Below are 20,832 nucleotides of genomic sequence, written 5' to 3'. Positions count from 1 at the left end.
TCAACGAGGGACCACGAATCAGTCTTCGCACACAGAAAGTCCCCGGGAACGCATATAGAGCGTTTCCAGTGGTCTGTGTGCGTGATGATTCACCCCTGAGACTCAGGCGAGTCTCGCTGGTTCCCCGGTTTAGAGACGCCCATCGCCTCTAATTCGGCATATCTTCCCTGTGGACTCATCAGGGCTAGCGTGACGCATCTAGCACTCCACGAGTGCGAGGCGATGCTGTCGAGTCCGCGTCAAATCAGACCTACAAGGTGTGGGTGCCAGCCACTTCTAGCCGTTCCCTCCATGATTCCTCGTGCTCTACCTACCGGGTTAGCTGACGGGTTCGGGCCTGGAACGAAGCCCTACACGCACGCACTTTGGAAGGCATCGTAGTCGACTGGCCCTGCTCCGACATGCATGAAGCAAAGAAACTGTCAACCCGCTGGCTTCTCGCCCTCGTTGCCCAGAGTGACGCGCCCTGCCAGCAATTATGGCCCACAGTTGGCCCACAACCAGCGAGCGCCAATGAGAACGGGCGGGACTCCGTGAGACTGGAGACCCGCCCGATGATCTGTCGTTCGCCCTGGTCAGCGGCTTGATCCGCTGGTCAAGGTCTGGTGCCCCCTGCAAGATTCGAACTTGCGCTCCCGGCTCCGGAGGCCGGTGCTCTATCCCCTGAGCTAAGGGGGCTCAACCGGGAACAAGGCTACCAGCACTTGAGGGCTGTTCGTCACACCAATACGGCTGTCCCGAGGCCGGGGCGGGCGGATCGGCGAAAACCGCGCGCCCGCCCCTCCTCATTGGCTAACTTGGCGCCCGTGGGTGAGCTTCTGGGACGCGTGCTGGTGGTGGATGACGACGAGGTCATCCGGCAGCTCATCGCGGTCAACCTGACCCTTGAGGGGTTCGAGGTCGAGACCGCGTACGACGGGCAGAACTGCCTGGACCGGGTGGGCGACGTCGCCCCCGACGTCATCACGCTCGACGTGATGATGCCGCGCATGGACGGCTGGGAGACGGCGACCAGGCTCCGCCGGGATCCGAGCACCCAGCACATCAAGGTCATGCTGATCACGGCCCGCGCGCAGGAGGACGACCGCAGGCGGGGGTTCGACATCGGTGTGCACGCCTATCTCACCAAGCCCTTCGACCCCGCCGAGCTGATCCAGACCGTACGGGACCTCGTCGAGAGTCCAAGACCGCTCTGACCCGACCAAGATGTACGGCCTCGGGCTGATCAGGCCGGGCCTCAGGAACGCCCGCCCGCCGGCCCGATGCCGATCATGCACATGCTCGCCGGGGCCGGCCGGCTGCGGGTCGTATTCCGGCAATCGCCTCCGGACGATGGCTTTACCGATCACGCGGTGACCGCCGTACTCGACGGGGTAGGGCGGCGAGGGGATCCGAGGGCGGGCCGACCGGCGCAGACCGGCGGCTGACCGGACGGATCGCGGGCGGCCCGGCCAGGTGTGCCGGGCAGCCCTTCTGGGCGAGACCGCGTGCGCCGCTCTGCGATCAGTCGCGCCATGTGCGGGCCGCACACACCGGACACGCGACCTTTCGCCACGGGCACAGCCGCCCATGTCCGCGCATATCCGAGCCACGCCGGCCACTTCATACCGCGCTGCGCCGCGCCCGAGGGCGGCGTGGCCCGCGCCGCCTGGAGGCCGAGCGGAGGGAGCGAACCGATGACCAGTCCCGAATTCCGCAGGAACGCGGAGGAGAAGCCATCGTCACCGCGAGGAAAACGGCCTCGTCTTCTCCTCGGAGTCGCCGCGGCGCTCACGATCGCCACCGGTGCCGGCCTCGCCGCGGCCTACGCTCCCGGCGACCACGCACCGTCCCGTGCCGTACCAGCGGGTCAGGCTGGTCAGGTGGAACACGCGAAACAGGAGCGGCCCGGCCCGATCCAGTTCGGCGCAGGCCAACTCGGCCTGGCGGAGCTCGCCTGGCTCCGGCAGGGGCAGCCGCAGCCCGGGCGGCCCGGCCAGGACGACTACCAGACCTTCACGAGCCAGACCGGCGCGGTCGACTCGGTGCGGAGCGACTCCATCTCCGTCGGCGGCCGGGCCTACGCCGTGGACGAGTCGACCAGGATCGTCTCCGACTACAAGGGCCTGCAGGGCATCCAGCAGGGCGATCAGGTGTGGGTGATCGGCACACCGGGTGACAACCCGCGTGCGGTCCTGATCGCGGACGCCAGCCGGCCGCCGCTGCCGGGTCACGGCGGAGGCGGCCCGGGGGCGCCGTCTCCGCCCGGTGCTCCGGGTGCTCCCGGCGCTCCGGGCGAGGCGCCGGGGCAGTCGCCCGGCGGCTCCCCTCCCGCCACGCCGACCGAGTCGGAGTCTCCCGCGACCGTCCAGCCCACCGGCTGACAGGGCGAGCACGGGCGGGGACCCTCATGGTCCCCGCCCGGACGGCTCAGGACGTGGCGAACGTGAACCAGTTGAGGTTGACGAAGTCGGCCGGCTGGCCGCTGCTGAAGGTGAGGTAGACCGTGTGCGTGCCGGTGACGCCCGTGATGTTGGCCGGGACGGTCTGCCAGCTCTGCCACCCGCCGGTGTTGCCGACGGCGAAGTCGCCGATCGGGGTCGCCGTCGGGCTGTCGAGCCGCACCTGGATCAGGCCGCTCACGCCGGCCGCCGCGCCGGACGCGACCCGCGCCTTGAACTGCCGCGCCGCCGTCGAGCCGAAGTTCACCTTGTCGTAGCGCAGCCAGTCGCCGTTGCCGATGTAGGCGACGTTCTGCCCGCCGCCGGCGTCCTGGGTCGCCTCGAGCTGCGTGCCGCTCTGCGCCTGGTACGCCTCGGCCTGGATGGTGGAACGGGCGTCCACGCCACCCGACGGGCTGCTCGGGGTGGCCGACGGCGACGGGTCGCTCCCGCCGCCGCTCTGCCAGACCGCGACGTAGTCGACGAGCATCGGCCGCCCGGAGACGGTGGCCGAGGTGGGCGTGGAGAAGCCCGCGACCCCGTTGGGGAACCCGCCACCGACGGCCACGTTGAGCAGCAGGAAGTAGCCGGAGTGGGACGTCATGTTCGACCAGGTCGTCGCGTCGAGCTGGTTCTGGCTCACGCTGAAGAACTGCTGGCCGTCGACGTACCACCGCAGCTGGTTGGGGCTGACGCTGCGGTCCCACTCGAAGCGGTAGGTGTGGAACGCCGACTGGCAGGACGAGCCGGGGCAGGCCCGGTTCGTGCCGAGGCCGTTGGTCTCGTTGCACGGCCCGCCGGGGTTCACGCCGCAGTGGAGGGTGCCCCAGACGGCGTTGACGCCGTTGACGTTCTCCATGATGTCGAGCTCGCCGATGGACGGCCAGTTCTGGTAATTGCCGCGGTACGGCGAGCCCAGGGCCCAGAACGCCGGCCAGTAGCCGAGGGCGGCGTTGCCGGTGACGTTCGGCATCTGGATGCGGCCCTCGATGCGCAGGACGCGCCCGTCGGCGGGCTTGAAGTCGGAACGGCGCGTCTCGATGCGGGCGGAGGTCCAGTTCTGGCCGCTGCCGATCGGGGTGATGCGCAGGTTGCCGCCGCCGTCCAGGCTGAGGTTCGCCGGGTCGGCCGTGTAGTTCTGGATCTCACCCGTTCCCCAGTTGCCCGGGCCTCCGGGGTACGCGTGACCGGTGTCGATGATCCAGTTGCTGGACGACGGCAGTGATCCCGACGAACCGTTGAAGTCGTCGGACCAGACGAGCGACCAGCCGGAGGGCGTCGCGGGCACCGACGCGTCGGCGGGCCGTACGGCGAGGGCCGCGACCGCGGCGGTGGCGGCGAGCAGCGCCACGATCGAGCGCCGCCATGGGGAGTGGAGCACACGCATGAGTACCTCTCTCCTCGGTCCGGTCGTCGCGGCGAGGGGATGGGGGGTGCGGGTGGGCCTCACGGGCGGAGACGAATGCACGTCGGTACGGCCGGACGGCGGCGTCCGGCGAGGAGCCGTGAGGGCCCGCGCACCGCGACCGCGGACCACTTGAGCGCCACTGTCCCCTTCGAATCTCACTCGCGTCAAGAGGATCTGTGAAATCTGAGAGAGCGTTCTCTCCCGTTTAAGGTGCCCATAAAGGCGGATAAGCGAGAGCGCTCTCTGCTCAGATGCCCGCCCGGATCGGGGTGCCGCGACGGACGGGAAAGCGCCCTGTCAGGAGCCCTGTCCCCAGCGGTAGGCGCCGTACCCCGTCAGCAGCAGGCTGACCGCGCCGGCCGCGGCCCGCAAGGTGTTCCAGGTGGTCCACCGGGCCGCGTAGTCCGACCAGATCCTGGCCGCCTCCGCCGGGTCACCGTGGACCGCCACGGCGGCGAGGGCGTCGTTCATCGGCACGTTCACCACGGCCGTCGGCAGGATCACGCCGGCGGCGTACACCGCCGCGGCCGCGAAGAAGGGCCAGGCCGCGCCGGAACCGGAGCGGGTCAGCAGCAGGGCGCCCGCCGCGGCGGCGGCGACCGGGGCGAGGACGAACGCCGCCAGGAACACCGGGTTCTGGATCCTGGCGTTGACGGCGTTCATCGCGTCGATCGCCGAGGAGGCCGGCGCGGCGTTCAGGCCCGGCATGACACCGACCGAGAAGCCGAAGAAGGTGCCCGCCATCCCGGCGGTCATGAGCATGGACAGGGCGGCCGGAACAGCGACCGGGATGTCCGGTGTCGTCGTCATGGTGATCAGTCAATCGGCGGACGGCGCCGGGCGACATCGCCGAGAAGCTCGTCCGCATACGTGGCCGTCTACGATCTGGCCATGGACGCGCTCGCCGACCTCCTCGACGGGCCCCGGGCGCGCGGGGCCTTCCTGCTGCGGGCGACGCTGAGCCCGCCCTGGTCGGTACGGATCCGGGACGAGGCGCCGCTGTGCCTGGTGGCGATGCTCCGCGACCAGGCGTGGATCACCCCGGACGGGGACCGGACCGTACGGGTGGGACCCGGCGACGTGGCGGTCGTGCGCGGACCGGGCCCCTACACGGTCGCCGACGACCCGGCGACCCCGCCACAGGTCGTGATCCATCCCGGGCAGGTCTGCACCACCCCGGACGGCCGAAGCCTGTCGGCGGAGATGGACCTGGGCACGCGCGGCTGGGGCAACGACCCGGACGGCTCGGCCGTGATGCTCGTCGGCGCCTACCAGGCGCGCGGCGCGGTCACCCGGCGACTGCTGGCGGCGCTGCCCACGCTGCTGGTGCTGCCCGGCGACTCCTGGGACGGCTCCCTCGTCACGCTGCTCGGCCGGGAGATCGGCAGGGACGAACCGGGTCAGGAGGTGGTGCTCGACCGCCTGCTCGACCTGCTGCTGATCGCCGTGCTGCGCGCCTGGTTCTCCCGGCCGGACGCGCAGGCCCCGGGCTGGTACCGGGCGCACGGCGACCCGGTGGTGGGGCCGGTGCTGCGGATGCTGCACGCCGAGCCGGCCCGGCCCTGGACGGTCGCCGAACTGGCCGGCCGGGCGGGAGTCTCCCGCGCCGCGCTGGCGCAGCGGTTCGGGAGGCTGGTCGGCGAGCCGCCGATGGCCTACCTGACCGGGCTGCGGCTGGCACTGGCGGCCGACCTGCTGCGTGAGACGGACGCGACGCTGGAGGCCGTGGCCCGGCAGGTGGGGTACGGCACCGCCTTCGCGCTGAGCACGGCCTTCAAGCGGGAACACGGCATGAGCCCTCAGCGGTACCGGGAGAGCCTGCGACACTCGGCCGGTTGAGGAGGGCCGCGAGGAGATCCCTGCCCCGGCCTGCGCAGGCGTCCGCCGCCTCGGGCCGCCGGGACGCCGGGGAAGCGCGCCGTGGGCGGGCGGCACGTCGCTCGGGACGTGCCGCCCACCGCGGGTCGTTCGTCAGGACGTGGCGAACGTGAACCAGTTGAGGTTGACGAAGTCGGCCGGCTGGCCGCTGCTGAAGGTGAGGTAGACGGTGTGCCTGCCGGTGACGCCCGTGATGTTCGCGGGGATCGTCTGCCAGCTCTGCCACCCGCCGGTGTTGCCGACGGCGAAGTCACCGATCGGGGCCGCGGTGAGGCTGTCGAGCCGCACCTGCACCAGGCCGCTCGCCCCGCCCGCCGCCCCGGAGGCGACCCGCGCCTTGAACTGCCGCGCCGCCGTCGAGCCGAAGTCGACGTTGTCGTAGCGCAGCCAGTCGCCGTTGCCGATGTAGGCGACGTTCTGCCCGCCGCCGGCGTCCTGGGTCGTCTCCACCTGCGTGCCGCTCTGCGCCTGGTACGCCTCGGCCTGGATGGTCGAGCGCGCGTCCACCCCGCCGGACGACGGAGACGGCGACGGCGACGGAGAGGGCGACGGAGACGGCGACGGCGACGGAGAGGGCGACGGAGACGGCGACGGCGACGGAGAGGGCGACGGAGACGGCGACGGCGACGGGGAAGGCGAGGGCGACGGGGACGGTGATGCGGACGGTGACGGGGACGGGGAGGAGGACGTGCCCGCGCTGGTCGCCGTGGACCGGGCCGGGACGGTCAGCGTCCTGCCGTCCGAGAACGTGACGACCCTGGCCGACGAGCCGAAGTTGTGCGCGACGTACGTCCACGCCGAGCCGTTCACGAACACGGCGGCGGTCGGGCTGTCGGCGGTCACGCCGGGGTCGACCACCCCCATCCTGGCCAGGTTGTAGATCCAGTGGTAGACGTGCGCGAGCGACTCCCCCGGCTCGGGCGTCAGCGTCGTGTATCCGGCGTCCCACGCGCTCTTGGCCGCGGCCGGGTCGGCGAGCGCCCGGAACTCCCAGATGACGTCCTTCCACTCGACCGCCGGGCCGCCGTTGCCCGCCTCCATCTCGGCCAGGTTCTGCTTCACGTCGGCCTGGTACAGCCCGTGGTAGAGCGATCCGCCGGTGACCGGCAGCACGTTGATCCCGTGGATCTCCTCCGGGTTGGCGGTCCACCAGGTGGAGTACGCCGCGCCGGAGCCCCAGATCATGCCCGCCGTGTCGTGCCAGAACCCGGCCGGGAAGACCGCGTCGTCCTTGTCGAACCAGTACTGCGCGACGGCCGACGTCTGGGTCGTGTGGAGGTAGACGCCGAGGTCGCGCAGGGCAGTGTCGCCCGTCGCCGCGCCGAGGAGGATCGCCCCGGCCGCGAAGTTCATCGCCTCCGACGACGACTCCTCGTTGTTGCCCGCCGCGAAGCCCTGGTGCCCGGACGCCCAGCCGTTGCCGGCGTACGGGTCGAAGTTGCGCAGGAACGGGAACCGGGTCTCCGACCTGTCCCAGTTGTTCGCGTCGGCGGCCAGCAGCTTCGCCATCGGCGCCCAGTTCGCCGCCCAGGCCGCGTCGTACCTCGCCACGGTCGCGGCGGCCATCAGGTAGTAGCCGTAGTGGAAGTGGTGGTCGTTGACCTCGGTGTCGCTGCCGTACGAGGCCGGGTAGCCGGTGAGCACGCCCCAGGTGGAGTCGTAACGGAACTGCTCGGCGCCCCCTGCGGTGAACCAGCTCTCCAGCTCGCCCTTGAGCAGCCCGAGCAGCCGGTCGCGGGAGGCCGTGTCGCCGAGCTGGTCGGCGATCGGCACGAGCTGGGCGAGGCGGCCGAGCGCCTTGCCGGTCCAGTAGGTGTCGGTCGCGCCCTTCCACGGGTCGGCGGCGTTCGCCTCCTGCCTGACGTAGTCGCCGAGCCTCGTCCTGTCGTACGCGCCGAGGTCGGGCAGCGACGGCAGTACGCCGTGGAACGTCTGGGCGGTGGTGAACGACGTGCCCTCGCGCAGCTTCATCGTGCCGCGCGGCGAGACGTACGTGTACGACGTCAGCGGGCTGCTCGTGGCCAGCCACTGGTGGCGGTAGAGCGCCAGCAGCGTCCCGGTCTGCGTGCCCTCCTTGGCCGCCGTCGTCGCCGTGTAGGTGGTGGTGAGCCGCGCCACCGCCTCGTCGTACGACCAGGTCACCCTCGTCCCCGTGACGAAGCTGAACGCGTACTTGGCGAACAGGTCGAGCGTCGAGGCGGCGGCGTCGGGCAGCACGGCGACCGAGAAGTAGTTCCTCCCGCCGAGCGCGTCGGTCGCGACCGTGCCGCCGAGGCTCCAGTCGGTGCCGGACGGCCCGAAGATCCCGTAGTGGTGGCCGTTCACGGTGACGCCGAGGACGTTGCCCCGGTCGGCCCAGACCGTCGGCGTCGCCACGAACGCGACCCGGGCGTCGCCGCCGCTCGGCGTCGCGTAGACGTACGGCAGGCCGTGCCCGATGGTGGCCCTGAGCGAGCGCGCGCCGTCCGACCAGTACGGCGTGACGGTCCAGTCGGACCAGTCGTCCACCCTGGTGTCGGGCGAGTTGAGGCCGGTGACGCCCAGCGTGAGGTCGCGGGCGTGCGGGAACTCGTACTGCCGCCCGTCGGAGCTGATCAGCGGGGTGGTGGGATAGCTCACCTCCAGCCCGCCGGCCACCGCGTGGAAGGCCAGCGGGTGGCCGTACATGTTCTCGGAGTACGGGTTTCCGGCGTACCGCTGGAAGGCGAGCGACGACCACCAGTCGTTGGTGGGCACCTTGCGGGTGACGTTCGAGGTGACCTTGGGGGTGACCGGGGCTCCGTCGGAGTTGGCGGGCCCGCTCGCGCCGGCGGGCAGGTCGGTGGTGTAGCCGCCCGCCCCGACGGGGACGGTGGCGGCGCCGGCGGGCGTGGCCGGGAGGACGGGCAGGGACAGGGCGAGGGTGGTCAGGACCGCGAAACCGAGTGTTCTGAGGGGAAGGGTTCTGAGGGGACGAGACGGCATGGGCGACCTCCGCTGGGGGGTTCAACGACTGCGGAGGCGGAACCCGGGTCCGGGACCCGGCGGAACGACCTCGGCAGCATTGCTGGAAGCGCTCTCAGCGTGGTTGACGCTAGGCGTGCTGAAATAGGCTGTCAACGCGTGAGGAAAGTTTCACGACGAGTGCGAGAGCGCTCTCTCTAGGAGGAATCGTGCAGGGAGCTGTGAAGCGTTGACCACGGAGACCACCACCACGCCGGGAGCCGGTTCGCCGGGACCGGTGTTCCCCGGCGGCTTCGTCTGGGGAGCCGCCACCGCCGCCTACCAGATCGAGGGCGCCGCCGCCGATGACGGCAGGGCCCCCTCCATCTGGGACACCTTCTCGAAGGCGCCGGGCAACGTCGCCGACGGCCACACCGGCGACGTCGCCTGCGACCACTACCACCGCTACGCCGACGACGTCCGGCTGATGGCGGACCTGGGCCTGGCGGCCTACCGCTTCTCGGTGGCCTGGCCGCGGGTCATGCCCACCGGCGCGGGCACGGTGAACGCCGCCGGTCTCGGCTTCTACGACCGCCTGGTGGACGAGTTGCTCGCCCACGGCATCACGCCGTACGTGACGCTGTATCACTGGGACCTGCCGCAGACCCTGGAGGACGCCGGCGGGTGGGCCGCACGGGACACCGCCGCGCGCTTCGCCGACTACGCCGCGGTCGTCCACGGGCGGCTCGGCGACCGCGTCCGGACCTGGACGACGCTGAACGAGCCGTGGGTCGCGGCCTTCCTCGGCTACTGCTCCGGCGTGCACGCGCCGGGCAGACGCGATCCGGCCGCCGCGTTCCGGGCCGCCCACCACCTGCTGCTCGGCCACGGACTGGCGACGCGGGCCCTGCGCGCGGCCGGCGCCGCCGAGATCGCGCTCACCCTCAACCTCTCGCCCGTGATCCAGACGGACGGCGGCGAGAGCGAGGCGAGGGTCGTGGACGGGCTGCTGAACCGGCAGTTCCTCGACCCGGCCCTGCGCGGGCGCTACCCGGAGGAGGTGCTGGAGATCGCCGCGCGCCACGGCGGTCTCGACCACGTCCAGGACGGCGACCTGGACGTCATCCACCAGCCGATCGACCTGCTGGGCGTCAACTACTACAACCCGACCTTCGTGTCGGCGGCGCCCGGCGAGCCGGCCGCCCCGCCCTTCCCCGGCAGCGAGGGCGTCCGGTTCGATCCACCGCCCGGCCCGGTGACCGCGATGGGCTGGCCCATCGATCCGGCCGGTCTGGAGACCCTGCTCGTACGGCTGTCGCGCGACTATCCCGAGGTCGGGCTGCTCATCACCGAGAACGGCGCGGCCTTCGACGACCACGCCACCGGCGACGCCGTACACGACGACGACCGCGTCGCCTTCCTCGACGGCCACCTGCGGGCGGCGCACGCCGCGATCGCCGCGGGAGCGGACCTCAGGGGTTATCTCGTATGGTCGCTGCTGGACAATTTCGAGTGGGCCTACGGCTACCACAAGAGGTTCGGCATCGTGTACATCGACTACGAGACCCAGCGGCGCGTTCCCAAGGACAGCGCGCTGTGGTATCGCGAGGTCATCAGGCGCAACGGGCTGTAGGGGCCGTAGGGAACAGAGGGCCGCATGAGACTGTGGACCGCATGAGACTGGGGACCGCATGAGACTGGGGGACGCATGAAACGACCCACGCTGGAGGCGGTCGCGGCGCGGGCGGGAGTGTCCCGCGCGACCGTCTCCCGGGTCGTCAACGGGCAGCTGACGGTGACCCCGCAGATCAGGGATGCCGTCATGCGCGCCGTCGACGAGCTGGGATACGTCCCCAACTCGGCGGCGCGCAGCCTCGTCACCCAGCGGACGGACTCGGTCGCGCTGGTCGTGTCCGAGCCGCCCACCCGGGTCTTCTCCGAGGACCCGATGTTCTCCACGGTCATCCGGTCGGCCAGCCTGGAGCTGGAGGCCGCCGACAGGCAGGTCGTGCTGATGCTCGCCGGCTCTCCCAAGAGCCACGCGAGGATCGAGCGCTATGTCGCCGGCGGCCACGTCGACGGGGTCATGCTGATCTCCATGCACGGCGCCGACCCGCTGCCCGCCGCACTCGCGCGGATGGGCGTCCCCGTCGTCTCGTACGGCAGGCCGGCCGTCCCGGTTCCCCTGCCGTACGTGGACAACGACAACGTGGGCGGCGCGGAGAAGGCGGTGCGCCACCTGCTGGACAGCGGCCGGCGGCGCATCGCCACCATCGCCGGCCCGCAGGACATGATCGGCGGCCAGGACCGGCTCACGGGTTACCGCGACGCGCTGCGCGACTCCGACCGCCGCTCGATCGTCGCCGTCGGCGACTTCACCCGGCAGTCCGGCGCAGTCGCCATGCGCCACCTGCTCCAAGACGACCCGCACCTCGACGCCGTGTTCGTGGCCAACGACCTCATGGCGATCGGGGCGCTGCAGGCCCTGCGCCAGGCGGGCCGCCGGGTGCCGGACGACGTGGCGGTCGTCGGCTTCGACGACATCGAGGCGGCCCGCTACACCGAGCCTCCGCTCACCACGATCAGGCACCCGGTCAGCGAGCAGGCCGCCGCGATGGTCCGGTTGCTGCTCGACCTCCTCCGGGGCGGCCCGGCCACGTCCGTGGTCCTCCCCACCGAGCTCGTCGTCCGCGACTCCGCCTGAACTTCCCGAGACCGGTCAGGACGCCGTGGTCAGGGACTCCACCGGCAGGCCGGCCTCGACCCAGTCCTGGATGCCTTCCCGGTACTTGCGCACGTCGGTGTATCCGAGCGCGGTCAGCCGGTTGGCCACGGCCTGGCTGTTGGGGCAGGAGGGGTTCGAGCAGTAGGTGACGATCGGGGCGTTCTTGTCCGGGAGCAGTTCGGCGGCCCGCTCGGCGACCTCCGCCTCCGTCAGCGGGATCGCTCCCGGGAGGTGCTGCTGGGCGTGGTACTCGCCGCCCAGCGCGTCGACGACGGTGACGACGCCGGCGTCGATCGCGGCCTTGAGCTCGTCCCTGGTGATGAGCGCGGTCATTGCGTCCTCCAATTAACTGGACTACAGTCCGTTTGTGTGAACGCCTCAGAAATTACCGGACCACAGTCCGGTTCGTCAAGGGACCTCACCTCTCTGCTGGCGGACCCGCCCCGCGAACGCGCGGACGCCGCCCGCAACCGGCTACGGGTGCAGGAGGCGGCGGCGAAGCTGTTCCGCGAGCACGGCGTCGAGGCCGTCTCGATGGACGCGGTGGCGGCGGAGGCCGGGGTGGGCAAGGGCACGCTGTTCCGCCGGTTCGGGGACAAGTCGGGCCTGGTGGCCGCCCTGCTCGACGACAAGGAACGGGACCTGCAGGAGCGCATCCTGTCCGGGCCGCCGCCGCTGGGGCCCGGCGCCCCGGCGGGCGATCGGGTGCGGGCCTTCGTCGCGGCCTACACCGACTACCTCGTCGAATACCTCGATCTGCTCCGCGTCTCCGAGACCGCGAGCCCGGGAGCCAGGTATCGCATCGGCGCCTACCGTTTCTGGCATCGCCACCTGGCGATCCTGCTCGCCGAGGCACGTCCCGGCGCGGACGCCGACTACCTCGCCCACGCGCTGCTCGCCCCGCTCGCCGCCGAGCACGTCACCGCCGTACTGCGCGAGTGCGACGCGGCGCGGGTCGCCGCCGGTCTGACCGTCCTCGCGGACGCCCTGGTCACGGATCGGCCGTAACACCCCGCTTGGGCTTGGCGTGCCCGGGGATGACGGGCCTTCGCTTCCGGGTCCCGGCTCACGTGCCACGGTCAGGGTGTAGCGGCGAGTCCATGCCGCGGAGCCCGCGAATGATGCGTTGCCCACCATCCGGCGCGGCAGATATGGCAGCCTTGCTCACGCAAAGCTGTGCCCCGGCTGCTTACCGTAGCAGAGGCAACACCGGGGCTTATGTCACACACAGTAGCACAGGGGGCACGGGCGCGAAATGGAGGAGGCCGAGGCCATGCGGCTGCGGGAGGTGCTGTCGGTCGCCCGTATCGCTGAGTACGAGGCGCTGTGCGACGGGCAGACCAGAGCCGCACTACGCCTGCACTGCTGGAACACCGAGATCTGCGCGGCGTTCTACGGCCCCCTGCAGTACCTGGAGGTCGGGCTGCGCAGCGCCCTCAGCCGTGAACTGGTGAGGCTTTTCCAGCGGACCAACTGGTGGGAGGAGGCCGACCTGCACTTCGGCGCCCAGCGCAAGATCAGCGAGGCCCGCGATCTACTGCGTAGGCAAGGCCGCGCGGCCACCCCCGAGCAGATCGAGAACGAACTGCCTTTCGGCTTCTGGGCCTCCCTGCTCGGCCCCGGCAACAACTACGACCAACGCCTGTGGCGTACGGCCCTGCACCGGGCCTTCCCCGGCTATCGAGGCGGACGCAGGGAACTGCACCGCTATCTCGACCACCTACGCGTGCTACGCAACAAGATCGCTCACCACTGCCCTATCCACCACCGCCACCTGCAGGCCGACCACCAGACCATCCTGCGGTGCCTCGGCTACATCGACGCCGACCTCGCGTGCTGGGTCGACCGGTACAGCCGCGTGCCCGGCGTTCTCGCCTGCCGACCGTGACCCTTGAGGTAGGTCCGCACCCGTCCGGAGAAGATCACCGCCGCGGTGAGCGGCTTGTCGCCGGCCGCGTTCGGAGGACGCGACACCTCGGCTCGGGCTTCAGGCGAGCGCGCCGGTGATGCGGGTGAGCGCGTCGAAGGAGGCCAGGCCGTACGCGTGGAAGTCCACGGCCCCGGCCCCGGCCGTACGGGCGGCGCGGACCTTGGCGGCGAGCCGGTCGGCCGAGTCGGTGTCCGGGGCGCCCGGACGCAGCACGACACGCAGTTCGGGGTTCTTGCCTATCGAGCGGCGGTAGGCGGCGACGTCGTCGGCGATCCGGGCGGGATCCCGGGCGTAGCCGAGGACCGCGAACGACGGGACGAGGTCGCCGAGCGCCACGAGGTCGATCCCGAGTTGCCAGGAGTCGTGCGCGGCCAGCGCGGCCGAGGGCAGCCCGTGGGCGTAGCCCTTCGCCGCCCCCGTCGCGTCCGCGAACGTCAGCCGCGCGCCCTCCGCCGTGACGGCGGCGGCGACTTCCCCCACCAGTGAGGTGACGCTCTCGGAACGGGCCCGCGCGTACGCCACCGCCTCCGGGCCGGCGTAGGCCGTCAGCGCCGCCCGCGTGACCTCGCCCTCCGCGGGGGGATCGCCGTCCAGCACGCCCCCGACGATCCTCGCGCACTCCTGCCTGGCCGTCTCGGCGTTCACCCCGAGGTCGGCGGCCCGGCTCATGCAGTGGGGGCAGAAGCACAGGCCGAACAGGAAGGCGTCCATCGGACCGAGCGGCACCGAGCACCGCTCGTAGCCGAAGGCCGCGAAGTGCAGCGACTCGGCCACGACCGTGTCCACCCCCTGCCGGGCGACGGCCCGGGCCAGCGCCACCGCGTACGCCCGCACGTCGGGGTGCGCGGGACACAGGTCCGCCGGAGCGCCGCGGTCGCCGAAGCAGTTCTCCACGGTCACGTCGGGGTGGGCCAGGCCGATCGCGCTGTTGCGCAGGAAGACGGCCCAGCCGTGCAATCGCAGCCCCCGTTCGGCGCAGGCCGCGCGTAGTTCCTCGATCGGCCGGTCCTCCGCTCCCGGCTGCACGGGCGGGGCCAGGCGTAGCCCGCCGAACAGGTCCTCCGGCGGGGGGAAGTGGACGCCGTCGCGGCGCAGCGTCAGCCGCGTGGCGCCGTGCGGGGTGACGTCCCTGGCCTGGTGGTAGGCCGCGGCCACCGCGACGCCGCGAACGCCGTACGCGGAGGCCCGGTCGAGCAGCCCGCGCACACCCTCGGCGCGCAGGTCCTCGACGAAGACGTACAGAGCGCTGTCCATCGATCAGCGGCCCCCCTCGCCCTCTCCCGACCACCTCGGTGGATCGTACTGGACACCGTCCCGGGAGTAGACTCGCGCCCTCGCACCGATGATCACAGAGGGGATCGGGCATGAGCGGCGACCCACGAATCGAACGGGCCGGCACGCTCTACGAGCGGGCGGTCTTCGGCGGCGACGCCTCGGCCCTCACCGAGGCCGACCGGGAACTGGACGCGGTCGAGGCCGATCTCGCCCTGGCTCGGGGGCGGGTCGTCCACGCGCGGTCCCTGGAGGGCGGCGAGGAGGACCCTCGCGAACCGGACCTGTTCGAACGGGCCGCCGATCTCTACCGGCGGCTCGGCGACCTGCGCGGCGAGGGCGAGGCGCTCTTCTGGATCGGCTGCTTCCACCAGGTCGTACGGCGCGACCACGAGGCGGCCGGGACCGCGTTGCGGCGGTCGTACGAACTCGCCGAGGCGACCGGCGACACGCTGACGATGTCGTACGCGCTGAGGCACCTGGGCGTCGCCGAGCACATGGCCGGACGGCTGGAGCCGGCGCGGGAACTCCTGGAGGAGTCGGCGCGGCTGCGCCGGGAGATCGGTTTCCAGCCGGGCGTCGCCGCCAACCTGGTCGGGCTGGCCTACATCGCCGCCGCGCAGAACCGCGGGGAGGACGCCCTGCGGCTGCTCGGCGAGGCGGCCCGGCTCGCGGAGGAGAGCGGCGCCGAGGGCGTCGCGCGGCAGGTCGCGGAGGCCCGCGCGGCCCTCTGACGACCGCGGCGCTCCGATACGCCGCACGTGCTGCGTTCGATGAAGTGTTCGATATAGGGTGTGACCGACGGTGATGGAGAGCTCTCGCTTTCCGCCGGCCTGATCCCGCCTGCCAAGAGGAGCGAGCACGTGACCGAACCCAGGACGCACACCCTCGAACTGCCCGGCTGCGTTCTCCACTACGACGTGCGGGAGGCCGGGCAGAGGGACGCGCCGATCCTGCTGATGATCGGCTCGCCGATGGACGCCCGGGGGTTCAACGCCCTGGCCGGGCACTTCCGGGATCGTACGGTGGTGACCTACGACCCCCGCGGGATCGAGCGGAGCACCCGGACCGACGGCGCCGCCGAGTCGACGCCCGACCTGCACGCCGACGACCTGCACCGGCTGATCGACGCGCTCGGCGGCGGCCCGGTGGACGTCTTCGCCAGCAGCGGCGGCGCGGTCAACGGGCTCGCGCTCGTGGCCCGGCACCCGGAGCAGGTGCGCACGCTCGTAGCGCACGAGCCCCCCATCGCCCAGGTGCTGCCCGACCGGGAGCAGGCGCTCGCCGCCGTGGCCGACATCCGGCAAACGTACGACAAGGAGGGCTTCGGCCCGGCGATGGTGAAGTTCATCGCGGTCGTCGGCCACCAGGGCGAGATCCCGGCCGACTTCGCCGACCAGCCCAGGCCGAACCCGGCCGAGTTCGGGCTGCCGGCCGAGGACGACGGCACCCGCGACGACGCGCTGTTCGCGCAGAACCTCGTGACCTGCACCCACTACGAGCCCGACTTCGAGGCGCTGCGCGCGGCCCCGGCCCGCGTCGTCGTCGGCGTCGGCGTCGAGTCGGAGGGGCAGCTGGCGTACCGCGCGGGCGTGGCGGTCGCCGAGCGGCTCGGCACCAAGCCCGTGACGTTCCCCAGCAACCACGGCGGGTTCCTCGACGACACGTTCGGCATGCCCGGCGACCCCGACAACTTCGCCGTCACGCTGCGCGAGGTCCTCGCCGGCTGAACCACGCCCAGGCCACGTCCGGGCCCGGCCAGGCCGTGGCTTGAGCACGGCCAGAGCCGGGCCCGCACACCACTGGCACGGTGTCGGTCAGGCACGGTGTCACTCGGGCACGGTGTCACTCGGGCACGGTGTCATTTGGGCGTGGTGTCACTCGGGCACGGTGCCAGCACGGTGTCAGTCGGGCGTGGTGTCAGTCGTAGGCGTATCCGCGGTCGGGGGCCGGGCAGTCGCCGCCTTGCAGGACCGGCCGCTTCGCCAGCACCTCGCGGGCGCGGGCGCGGGCGAGGTTCCAGTCGTTCCAGGAGTCCGGCCGGTCGAGACGGTTGACCGCCACGACGTCCCGCAGCACGCAACTGCGGTCGGGCTCGGGCAGTCTGTCCAGGATCGGCACGGCCTCCGCCCCGAGATCCCCCAGGTAGCCGTGGTCGAGCCGCTCCACGCCGCGGATCGTGAGCTGGGTCTCGGCCACCCGCGCGTCGGGGTCCGAGACCGCGAACGCCAGCAGCGACACCCCGGTGAGCAGCACCAGCCCGCGGAAGAACCATCCGGCGCCGCGGCCGGCCAGGCGGACCGCCCCGGCCGCCGACACCAGCACGAACACCGCGCCGAGCCACCAGATCGTCGCCTCCACCGAGGCCCGCAGCCGCGACAGGCCGTACGCGTCGGTGTAGAGGCCGAGGCGGTGCAGCGCCGACGCGAGGATGACCAGCGTGAACGCGCACAGCAGACCGAGCAGCACGGCCAGCAGCCGGCGGTCGGTCCGGCTCTGCCGGCGCAGCAGCGCTACCGCGCCCGCGACGATGCCGAGCACGAAGACGCTGACCGTGACGAGTTCGAAGAAGCCGGATCTGGCGTACTCGGCGTAGGTGAGGCCGGCCGTCGACAGCACCCTGCGGCTTCCGCCGAACAGCACCGTGATCTGCACGGTCACGAACGCCGCGAACAGCAGGTTCAGCCCGATCAGCGGGATCATCCACACCTGGCGGCCGAGGGACATCCGCAGGTCGGGCGGGGTGGGCTCGGCCACCGGACGCAGGCCCACCAGCACCGCCGCCACGGCCAGCACGGCGAACACGCAGAAGACGAAGATCCGGTACGGCAGGTCCCAGGCCCAGTCGGGCGTCCGCAGCAGGTCGCTGACGAACGCCGAGAAGACGGCGTCGGCCGAGGCGAACAGCAGGCCGAAGACGGCCAGGAGCACGACGGTGACGGCGGCGCCGACCAGGGTGGGCAGCACGCGGCTACGCCGCGCCAGGTTCCTGACGGGCCCGGCCAGGAACCACGGCACCGGCAGCATCGCGAAGACGACCGAGATCCCTCCTCTGATCACCCCGAGCCAGCCCCGCCCGCCGCCGGACAGCGCGAGCGACCCCACGGCGAACGCCGCCAGCAGCACCGGCGCGACCAGCCATTCCGCGTCGCGGAAGAGGGCGACGGCGACCAGCGCGTACGCCAGCAGGCCGAGGGTCACCGTCCACGGGGTGAGCCGGCCGCGCCGCCGCGGCAGCACCGCCGGGAAGGCCGCCGCCCCCAGCGCGACCGCCGTCAGCACGGAACCGAGCCCGGCCGACGCGTACGGCAGGGCGACGGCCGCGACCAGGCCCGCCGCCCCGGCGGCCGGCAACAACCACCGGGGCGCGTCCGGCAGATCCGGCCGGGGGAACAGCGGCGGCGGCACGTACGCCGGCGCCTCGCTCCACGGCGTCTCCCCCCACGGTCTCTCGCCCCGCAGCGCCTCCCCCGGCCGCCTCTCGCCCTGCGGCGGCTGCCCCTGCGGTGCCCCGGCGTACCGGTGGACCGGGGACGAGCCGAAAGCGGCGCCCGCGGCCGCGCCTCCGACGGTGAACAGCAGGATCGCGGCGGCTCCCAGCAACCCCTCGCCGTACACCCCGAGGACGGCCGCCGCGATCAGCCCGGCGAGGAAGCCGCCCACCATGCCGAGGCCCGCGCCGAGCGCCGCCCTGGCCGAGCGCCCGTGCCGGGCCTGAGCGAGCGCGGCGTACGGCCAGGTCACGGGCGGACTGACGGGTGGATTGACTGGCGGACCCGCGGGCCCCCCGCGCCCCTCTCCCCATGACGCCGAGACGCCCCGCCAGTGCTCCTCCCCGCGCTCCACGCCCTTCATGTCGTCCCGCGTGCCGCCACTCGCGTTGCCCCTCGCGTCGCCCCTCGCGTGCTCCCGAGCGGAGTCGTCCGCCGGACGCACCGAACTCACCGGACGCACTGGAGGCACAGGGTGCGCTGGCGCCAGGGGCACGGACGCCTCGGGGTGCGTGCCTCGCACCCCAGCCGGGACAGCGCCGCGCCCCTCCGCGTGACCGGCCGGGCTCGCGGTGTGCCACTCCGCACCACCATCCACAAGCTCGCCATCCGGAACCCCGGCCTCCGCAGGCACGGCGTCCACAGGCACGGCCGAGACCACGCCGTGCCGCTCCGCGCGACCGCCCGCGACCACCCCGCGCTCCGCGCCACCGTCCACAAGCCCGCTGACCCGAAGCCCGGCCTCCGGAACCCCGGCGTCCGCAGATACGGACGGAACCACGCCGTGCCGCTCCGCGCGACCGGCTGCGGCCACCCCGCGCTCCGCTCCCCCATCCAGCAGCACGCCGTCCCGAAGCCCGGCGTCCCGAGGCGCGGCCGGAGTACCGGCATCCCGTATTCCCCCGGTGGGTGGAGCCGGCAGACCGGTCCCCTCGCGCTGATCGTCGGATCGGCCTCCGCGGGCCTGCCTCGAGTTCATGGTCCCCCTTCGCTCATCGGCGTGGACGGGCGCGTCCACGCCCTCGCCCGCCGCCGGTTCCCGGTGCCGTGGCAGCGCGACGACCATCCGGCATCCCCCGGCCGGTCCGTGACCGTCTCTCACCGACGGCGGGTCGGCCACGCCGATCGTCCCGCCGTGCAACTCGGCGATCTCCTTCGCGATCGCGAGGCCCAGCCCCGCGCCACCCGCGTCCGCGGCCCGCCCGGCGTCGAGCCGGGAGAAGCGCTCGAACACCCGGGCCCGCTCCCCCGGTGGGATGCCGGGGCCGTCGTCGATCACGCTGATCTCCAGGGCCGGCCCGGCGGCCCGCGTCTCCACCCGGACCCTCCCGCCCGGAGGGCTGTGCCGTACGGCGTTGTCGAGCAGGTTGGCCAGCACCTGCGCGAGCAGGGCCGGATCGGCGGCGAGGACGGTCCCCGGCGGCACCGCGCTCTCGACGGTCACGTCGTCACGTGCGATCGACGCCTCCGAGACCGCCTGGCGGCACAGCGACGAGAGGTCGAGGTCTTCCGGCTCGATCAGGCGCGCCCCCGAGTCGAGCCGCGAGAGGTCGAGAAGCTGGGCCACGAGACGGCCCAGCCGCTGCGTCTGGGCGAGGGCGGTGCCCAGGGTGTCGAGGTCGGGCGGCGACACGCCGTCGACGACGTTCTCCAGCACCGCCTGCAGACCGGCGATCGGGGTGCGCAGCTCGTGGCTGACGTTGGCCACCAGGTCGCGCCGCTGCCGGTCGACCTCCGCGAGGTCGGCCGCCATCGCGTTGAAGGCGCGGGCCAGTTCGCCCACCTCGTCCCGGGAGGTCGCCGTCACCCGCAGGCCGTACCGGCCCTTGGCGATCGTCTGCGCGGCGGCCGCCATCTCGCGCAGCGGCCGGATCATGCCGCGGGCGAGGAGCTGGACCATGATCATCGCTAGTGCGACGGCGATCGCGATCCTCAGATCGCGGGACAGGCCGGAGTTGATGCCCACCTCGTTCACGACGAACGCCGCGACCACGGCGAGCACGATCACGATCCCGAGCTTGACCTTGATCCGGCCGAGGAAGTCGAGCGGCCTCATCGCCTGGCTCTCCCTTTCGCGGCGCGCGTCATGGGCGGACGAGCGCGTAACCGACGCCGTGAACGGTGCGGACGACCTCGGACCCGAGCTTGCGCCGCAGGGCGCGGATGTGGCTGTCCACGGTCCGGGTCGCGGCGGCCTCCGAAAAGCCCCAGATGTCCGAGAGCAGCCGCTCCCGCTCGAAGACCTGGCCGGGACGCTCGGCGAGGCGCCGCAGCAGGTCGAACTCGGTCCGGGTGAGCTGCGCCTCGGTCCCGCGCACGAACACGCGGCGCTCGGCGGTGTTGATCTCGACGTCGCCGATCCGGATCACCGTCTCCTCCTGCGCCAGCAGGCCGGCCCGCTCCACCCGTCGCAGCAGCGCGTGGATGCGGGCGACGAGTTCCCGCATGCTGAAGGGCTTGGTGATGTAGTCGTCGGCGCCCACGCCGAGGCCGACCAGCACGTCGGTCTCCTCACCGAGCGCGGTCAGCATGAGCACCGGCACCGGGCGGGCGGCCTGCATCCTGCGGCAGACCTCCAGGCCGTCCAGGCCGGGCAGCAGCCGGTCGAGGACCACCAGGTCGGGCTCGGCCTTGGCGTAGGCCGCGAGCGCCCCCTCGCCGTCGCCCGCCACCCGCACGTCGAAGCCCTCCGCGAGGAGCCTGAGGCGTACGGCGTTCGCGATGGTCTGGTCGTCCTCGACCACGAGCACACGGCGTTGCTGGGGGAAGGCCATGCACGAAGCGTA

At 72.3% G+C, this 20,832-nt stretch carries 17 protein-coding genes, 1 tRNA gene and 1 pseudogene; 10 read left to right on the top strand and 9 right to left on the bottom strand.

The window, feature by feature from the left end:
- Window positions 1-603: 603 nt before the first annotated feature.
- A tRNA-Arg gene (locus HHX37_RS13970) sits at window positions 604-678 on the bottom strand.
- Window positions 679-806: 128 nt separating this feature from the next.
- Between HHX37_RS13970 and HHX37_RS13965 the strand changes: the two genes are divergently transcribed.
- Window positions 807-1,196 carry a response regulator transcription factor gene (locus tag HHX37_RS13965; protein ID WP_244302343.1) on the top strand — a complete coding sequence of 130 codons (390 nt, stop codon included), beginning with the start codon at window positions 807-809 and terminating at the stop codon, window positions 1,194-1,196.
- A 666-nt stretch (window positions 1,197-1,862) separates the two neighbouring features.
- Window positions 1,863-2,363, top strand: a complete 501-nt coding sequence (locus HHX37_RS13960; RefSeq protein WP_182879900.1) for a DUF5666 domain-containing protein — start codon at window positions 1,863-1,865, stop codon at window positions 2,361-2,363.
- Window positions 2,364-2,409: 46 nt separating this feature from the next.
- Here the strand turns inward: HHX37_RS13960 and HHX37_RS13955 are convergent, their stop codons facing one another.
- Both HHX37_RS13955 and HHX37_RS13950 read right to left on the bottom strand, forming a co-directional pair.
- Window positions 2,410-3,807 carry a glycoside hydrolase family 16 protein gene (locus HHX37_RS13955; protein ID WP_182885640.1) on the bottom strand — a complete coding sequence of 466 codons (1,398 nt, stop codon included), beginning with the start codon at window positions 3,805-3,807 and terminating at the stop codon, window positions 2,410-2,412.
- 318 nt (window positions 3,808-4,125) lie between these two features.
- On the bottom strand, window positions 4,126-4,638 hold the full coding sequence (locus tag HHX37_RS13950) for a DUF1772 domain-containing protein (protein WP_182885639.1): 513 nt from the start codon (window positions 4,636-4,638) through the stop codon (window positions 4,126-4,128).
- Between the two features lie 81 nt (window positions 4,639-4,719).
- Between HHX37_RS13950 and HHX37_RS13945 the strand changes: the two genes are divergently transcribed.
- Window positions 4,720-5,667: an AraC family transcriptional regulator gene (locus tag HHX37_RS13945; protein WP_182879981.1), complete on the top strand. Its 948-nt coding sequence runs from the start codon at window positions 4,720-4,722 to the stop codon at window positions 5,665-5,667.
- A gap of 132 nt (window positions 5,668-5,799) precedes the next feature.
- Here the strand turns inward: HHX37_RS13945 and HHX37_RS38190 are convergent, their stop codons facing one another.
- A complete protein-coding gene (locus tag HHX37_RS38190; protein WP_396775627.1) occupies window positions 5,800-6,213 on the bottom strand; it encodes a carbohydrate-binding protein in 414 nt (137 codons plus the stop codon).
- Here HHX37_RS38190 and HHX37_RS38185 point away from each other — a divergent pair.
- On the top strand, window positions 6,194-6,586 hold the full coding sequence (locus HHX37_RS38185) for a hypothetical protein (protein ID WP_396775625.1): 393 nt from the start codon (window positions 6,194-6,196) through the stop codon (window positions 6,584-6,586). The two genes, HHX37_RS38190 and HHX37_RS38185, sit on opposite strands and share 20 nt — an antisense overlap.
- Before the next feature lie 74 nt (window positions 6,587-6,660).
- Here the strand turns inward: HHX37_RS38185 and HHX37_RS38180 are convergent.
- Window positions 6,661-7,677: pseudogene (locus HHX37_RS38180) on the bottom strand (glycosyl hydrolase); the annotation flags it as partial.
- A gap of 1,201 nt (window positions 7,678-8,878) precedes the next feature.
- Between HHX37_RS38180 and HHX37_RS13935 the strand changes: the two are divergent.
- Both HHX37_RS13935 and HHX37_RS13930 read left to right on the top strand, forming a co-directional pair.
- Window positions 8,879-10,261 (top strand): GH1 family beta-glucosidase, encoded by a 1,383-nt coding sequence (locus HHX37_RS13935; RefSeq protein ID WP_182885637.1) that lies wholly within the window; start codon window positions 8,879-8,881, stop codon window positions 10,259-10,261.
- A 75-nt stretch (window positions 10,262-10,336) separates the two neighbouring features.
- Window positions 10,337-11,332 carry a LacI family DNA-binding transcriptional regulator gene (locus HHX37_RS13930; RefSeq protein WP_182879895.1) on the top strand — a complete coding sequence of 332 codons (996 nt, stop codon included), beginning with the start codon at window positions 10,337-10,339 and terminating at the stop codon, window positions 11,330-11,332.
- Between the two features lie 15 nt (window positions 11,333-11,347).
- On the opposite strand, the gene HHX37_RS13925 is transcribed toward HHX37_RS13930, so the two are convergent.
- On the bottom strand, window positions 11,348-11,686 hold the full coding sequence (locus tag HHX37_RS13925) for a rhodanese-like domain-containing protein (RefSeq protein ID WP_182885636.1): 339 nt from the start codon (window positions 11,684-11,686) through the stop codon (window positions 11,348-11,350).
- Window positions 11,687-11,722: 36 nt separating this feature from the next.
- Here HHX37_RS13925 and HHX37_RS13920 point away from each other — a divergent pair, with 36 nt between their 5' ends.
- Together HHX37_RS13920 and HHX37_RS13915 are read left to right on the top strand one after the other, a co-directional pair.
- The gene (locus tag HHX37_RS13920) at window positions 11,723-12,361 is read left to right on the top strand and encodes a TetR/AcrR family transcriptional regulator (protein ID WP_182879894.1); all 639 of its coding nucleotides are present in this window, start codon (window positions 11,723-11,725) and stop codon (window positions 12,359-12,361) included.
- 265 nt (window positions 12,362-12,626) lie between these two features.
- Window positions 12,627-13,241, top strand: a complete 615-nt coding sequence (locus HHX37_RS13915; RefSeq protein WP_182885635.1) for a hypothetical protein — start codon at window positions 12,627-12,629, stop codon at window positions 13,239-13,241.
- Between the two features lie 99 nt (window positions 13,242-13,340).
- Here HHX37_RS13915 and HHX37_RS13910 read toward each other — a convergent pair whose 3' ends face one another.
- On the bottom strand, window positions 13,341-14,537 hold the full coding sequence (locus tag HHX37_RS13910) for a hypothetical protein (protein WP_182876128.1): 1,197 nt from the start codon (window positions 14,535-14,537) through the stop codon (window positions 13,341-13,343).
- Between the two features lie 110 nt (window positions 14,538-14,647).
- Between HHX37_RS13910 and HHX37_RS13905 the strand changes: the two genes are divergently transcribed.
- Both HHX37_RS13905 and HHX37_RS13900 read left to right on the top strand, forming a co-directional pair.
- The gene (locus HHX37_RS13905; protein ID WP_111700731.1) at window positions 14,648-15,289 is read left to right on the top strand and encodes a tetratricopeptide repeat protein; all 642 of its coding nucleotides are present in this window, start codon (window positions 14,648-14,650) and stop codon (window positions 15,287-15,289) included.
- A 129-nt stretch (window positions 15,290-15,418) separates the two neighbouring features.
- Window positions 15,419-16,285: an alpha/beta fold hydrolase gene (locus HHX37_RS13900; RefSeq protein WP_182885634.1), complete on the top strand. Its 867-nt coding sequence runs from the start codon at window positions 15,419-15,421 to the stop codon at window positions 16,283-16,285.
- Window positions 16,286-16,475: 190 nt separating this feature from the next.
- Here HHX37_RS13900 and HHX37_RS13895 read toward each other — a convergent pair whose 3' ends face one another.
- Window positions 16,476-20,102 carry a DUF4153 domain-containing protein gene (locus tag HHX37_RS13895; RefSeq protein WP_182885633.1) on the bottom strand — a complete coding sequence of 1,209 codons (3,627 nt, stop codon included), beginning with the start codon at window positions 20,100-20,102 and terminating at the stop codon, window positions 16,476-16,478.
- A gap of 28 nt (window positions 20,103-20,130) precedes the next feature.
- Entirely contained in the window at window positions 20,131-20,820 is a 690-nt protein-coding gene (locus HHX37_RS13890) for a response regulator transcription factor (protein WP_111700733.1), read from the bottom strand.
- Between the last annotated feature and the right edge of the window lie 12 nt (window positions 20,821-20,832).

The sequence above is a fragment of the Microbispora sp. H10885 genome, from assembly GCF_014161415.1.
Lineage (GTDB): Bacteria > Actinomycetota > Actinomycetes > Streptosporangiales > Streptosporangiaceae > Microbispora > Microbispora triticiradicis.
Note: the sequence above shows the minus strand (reverse complement) of the source record. Positions and strands in the feature narration are given on the sequence as shown.

Coding starts and splice junctions, on each gene's coding strand:
- HHX37_RS13955 (WP_182885640.1), bottom strand. CDS start 3,807: ATGCGTGTGCTCCACTCCCCATGGCGGCGCTCGATCGTGGCGCTGCTC.
- HHX37_RS13950 (WP_182885639.1), bottom strand. CDS start 4,638: ATGACGACGACACCGGACATCCCGGTCGCTGTTCCGGCCGCCCTGTCC.
- HHX37_RS13945 (WP_182879981.1), top strand. CDS start 4,720: ATGGACGCGCTCGCCGACCTCCTCGACGGGCCCCGGGCGCGCGGGGCC.
- HHX37_RS38185 (WP_396775625.1), top strand. CDS start 6,194: ATGGTCGAGCGCGCGTCCACCCCGCCGGACGACGGAGACGGCGACGGC.
- HHX37_RS13930 (WP_182879895.1), top strand. CDS start 10,337: ATGAAACGACCCACGCTGGAGGCGGTCGCGGCGCGGGCGGGAGTGTCC.
- HHX37_RS13925 (WP_182885636.1), bottom strand. CDS start 11,686: ATGACCGCGCTCATCACCAGGGACGAGCTCAAGGCCGCGATCGACGCC.
- HHX37_RS13915 (WP_182885635.1), top strand. CDS start 12,627: ATGCGGCTGCGGGAGGTGCTGTCGGTCGCCCGTATCGCTGAGTACGAG.
- HHX37_RS13910 (WP_182876128.1), bottom strand. CDS start 14,537: ATGGACAGCGCTCTGTACGTCTTCGTCGAGGACCTGCGCGCCGAGGGT.
- HHX37_RS13905 (WP_111700731.1), top strand. CDS start 14,648: ATGAGCGGCGACCCACGAATCGAACGGGCCGGCACGCTCTACGAGCGG.
- HHX37_RS13895 (WP_182885633.1), bottom strand. CDS start 20,102: ATGAGGCCGCTCGACTTCCTCGGCCGGATCAAGGTCAAGCTCGGGATC.
- HHX37_RS13890 (WP_111700733.1), bottom strand. CDS start 20,820: ATGGCCTTCCCCCAGCAACGCCGTGTGCTCGTGGTCGAGGACGACCAG.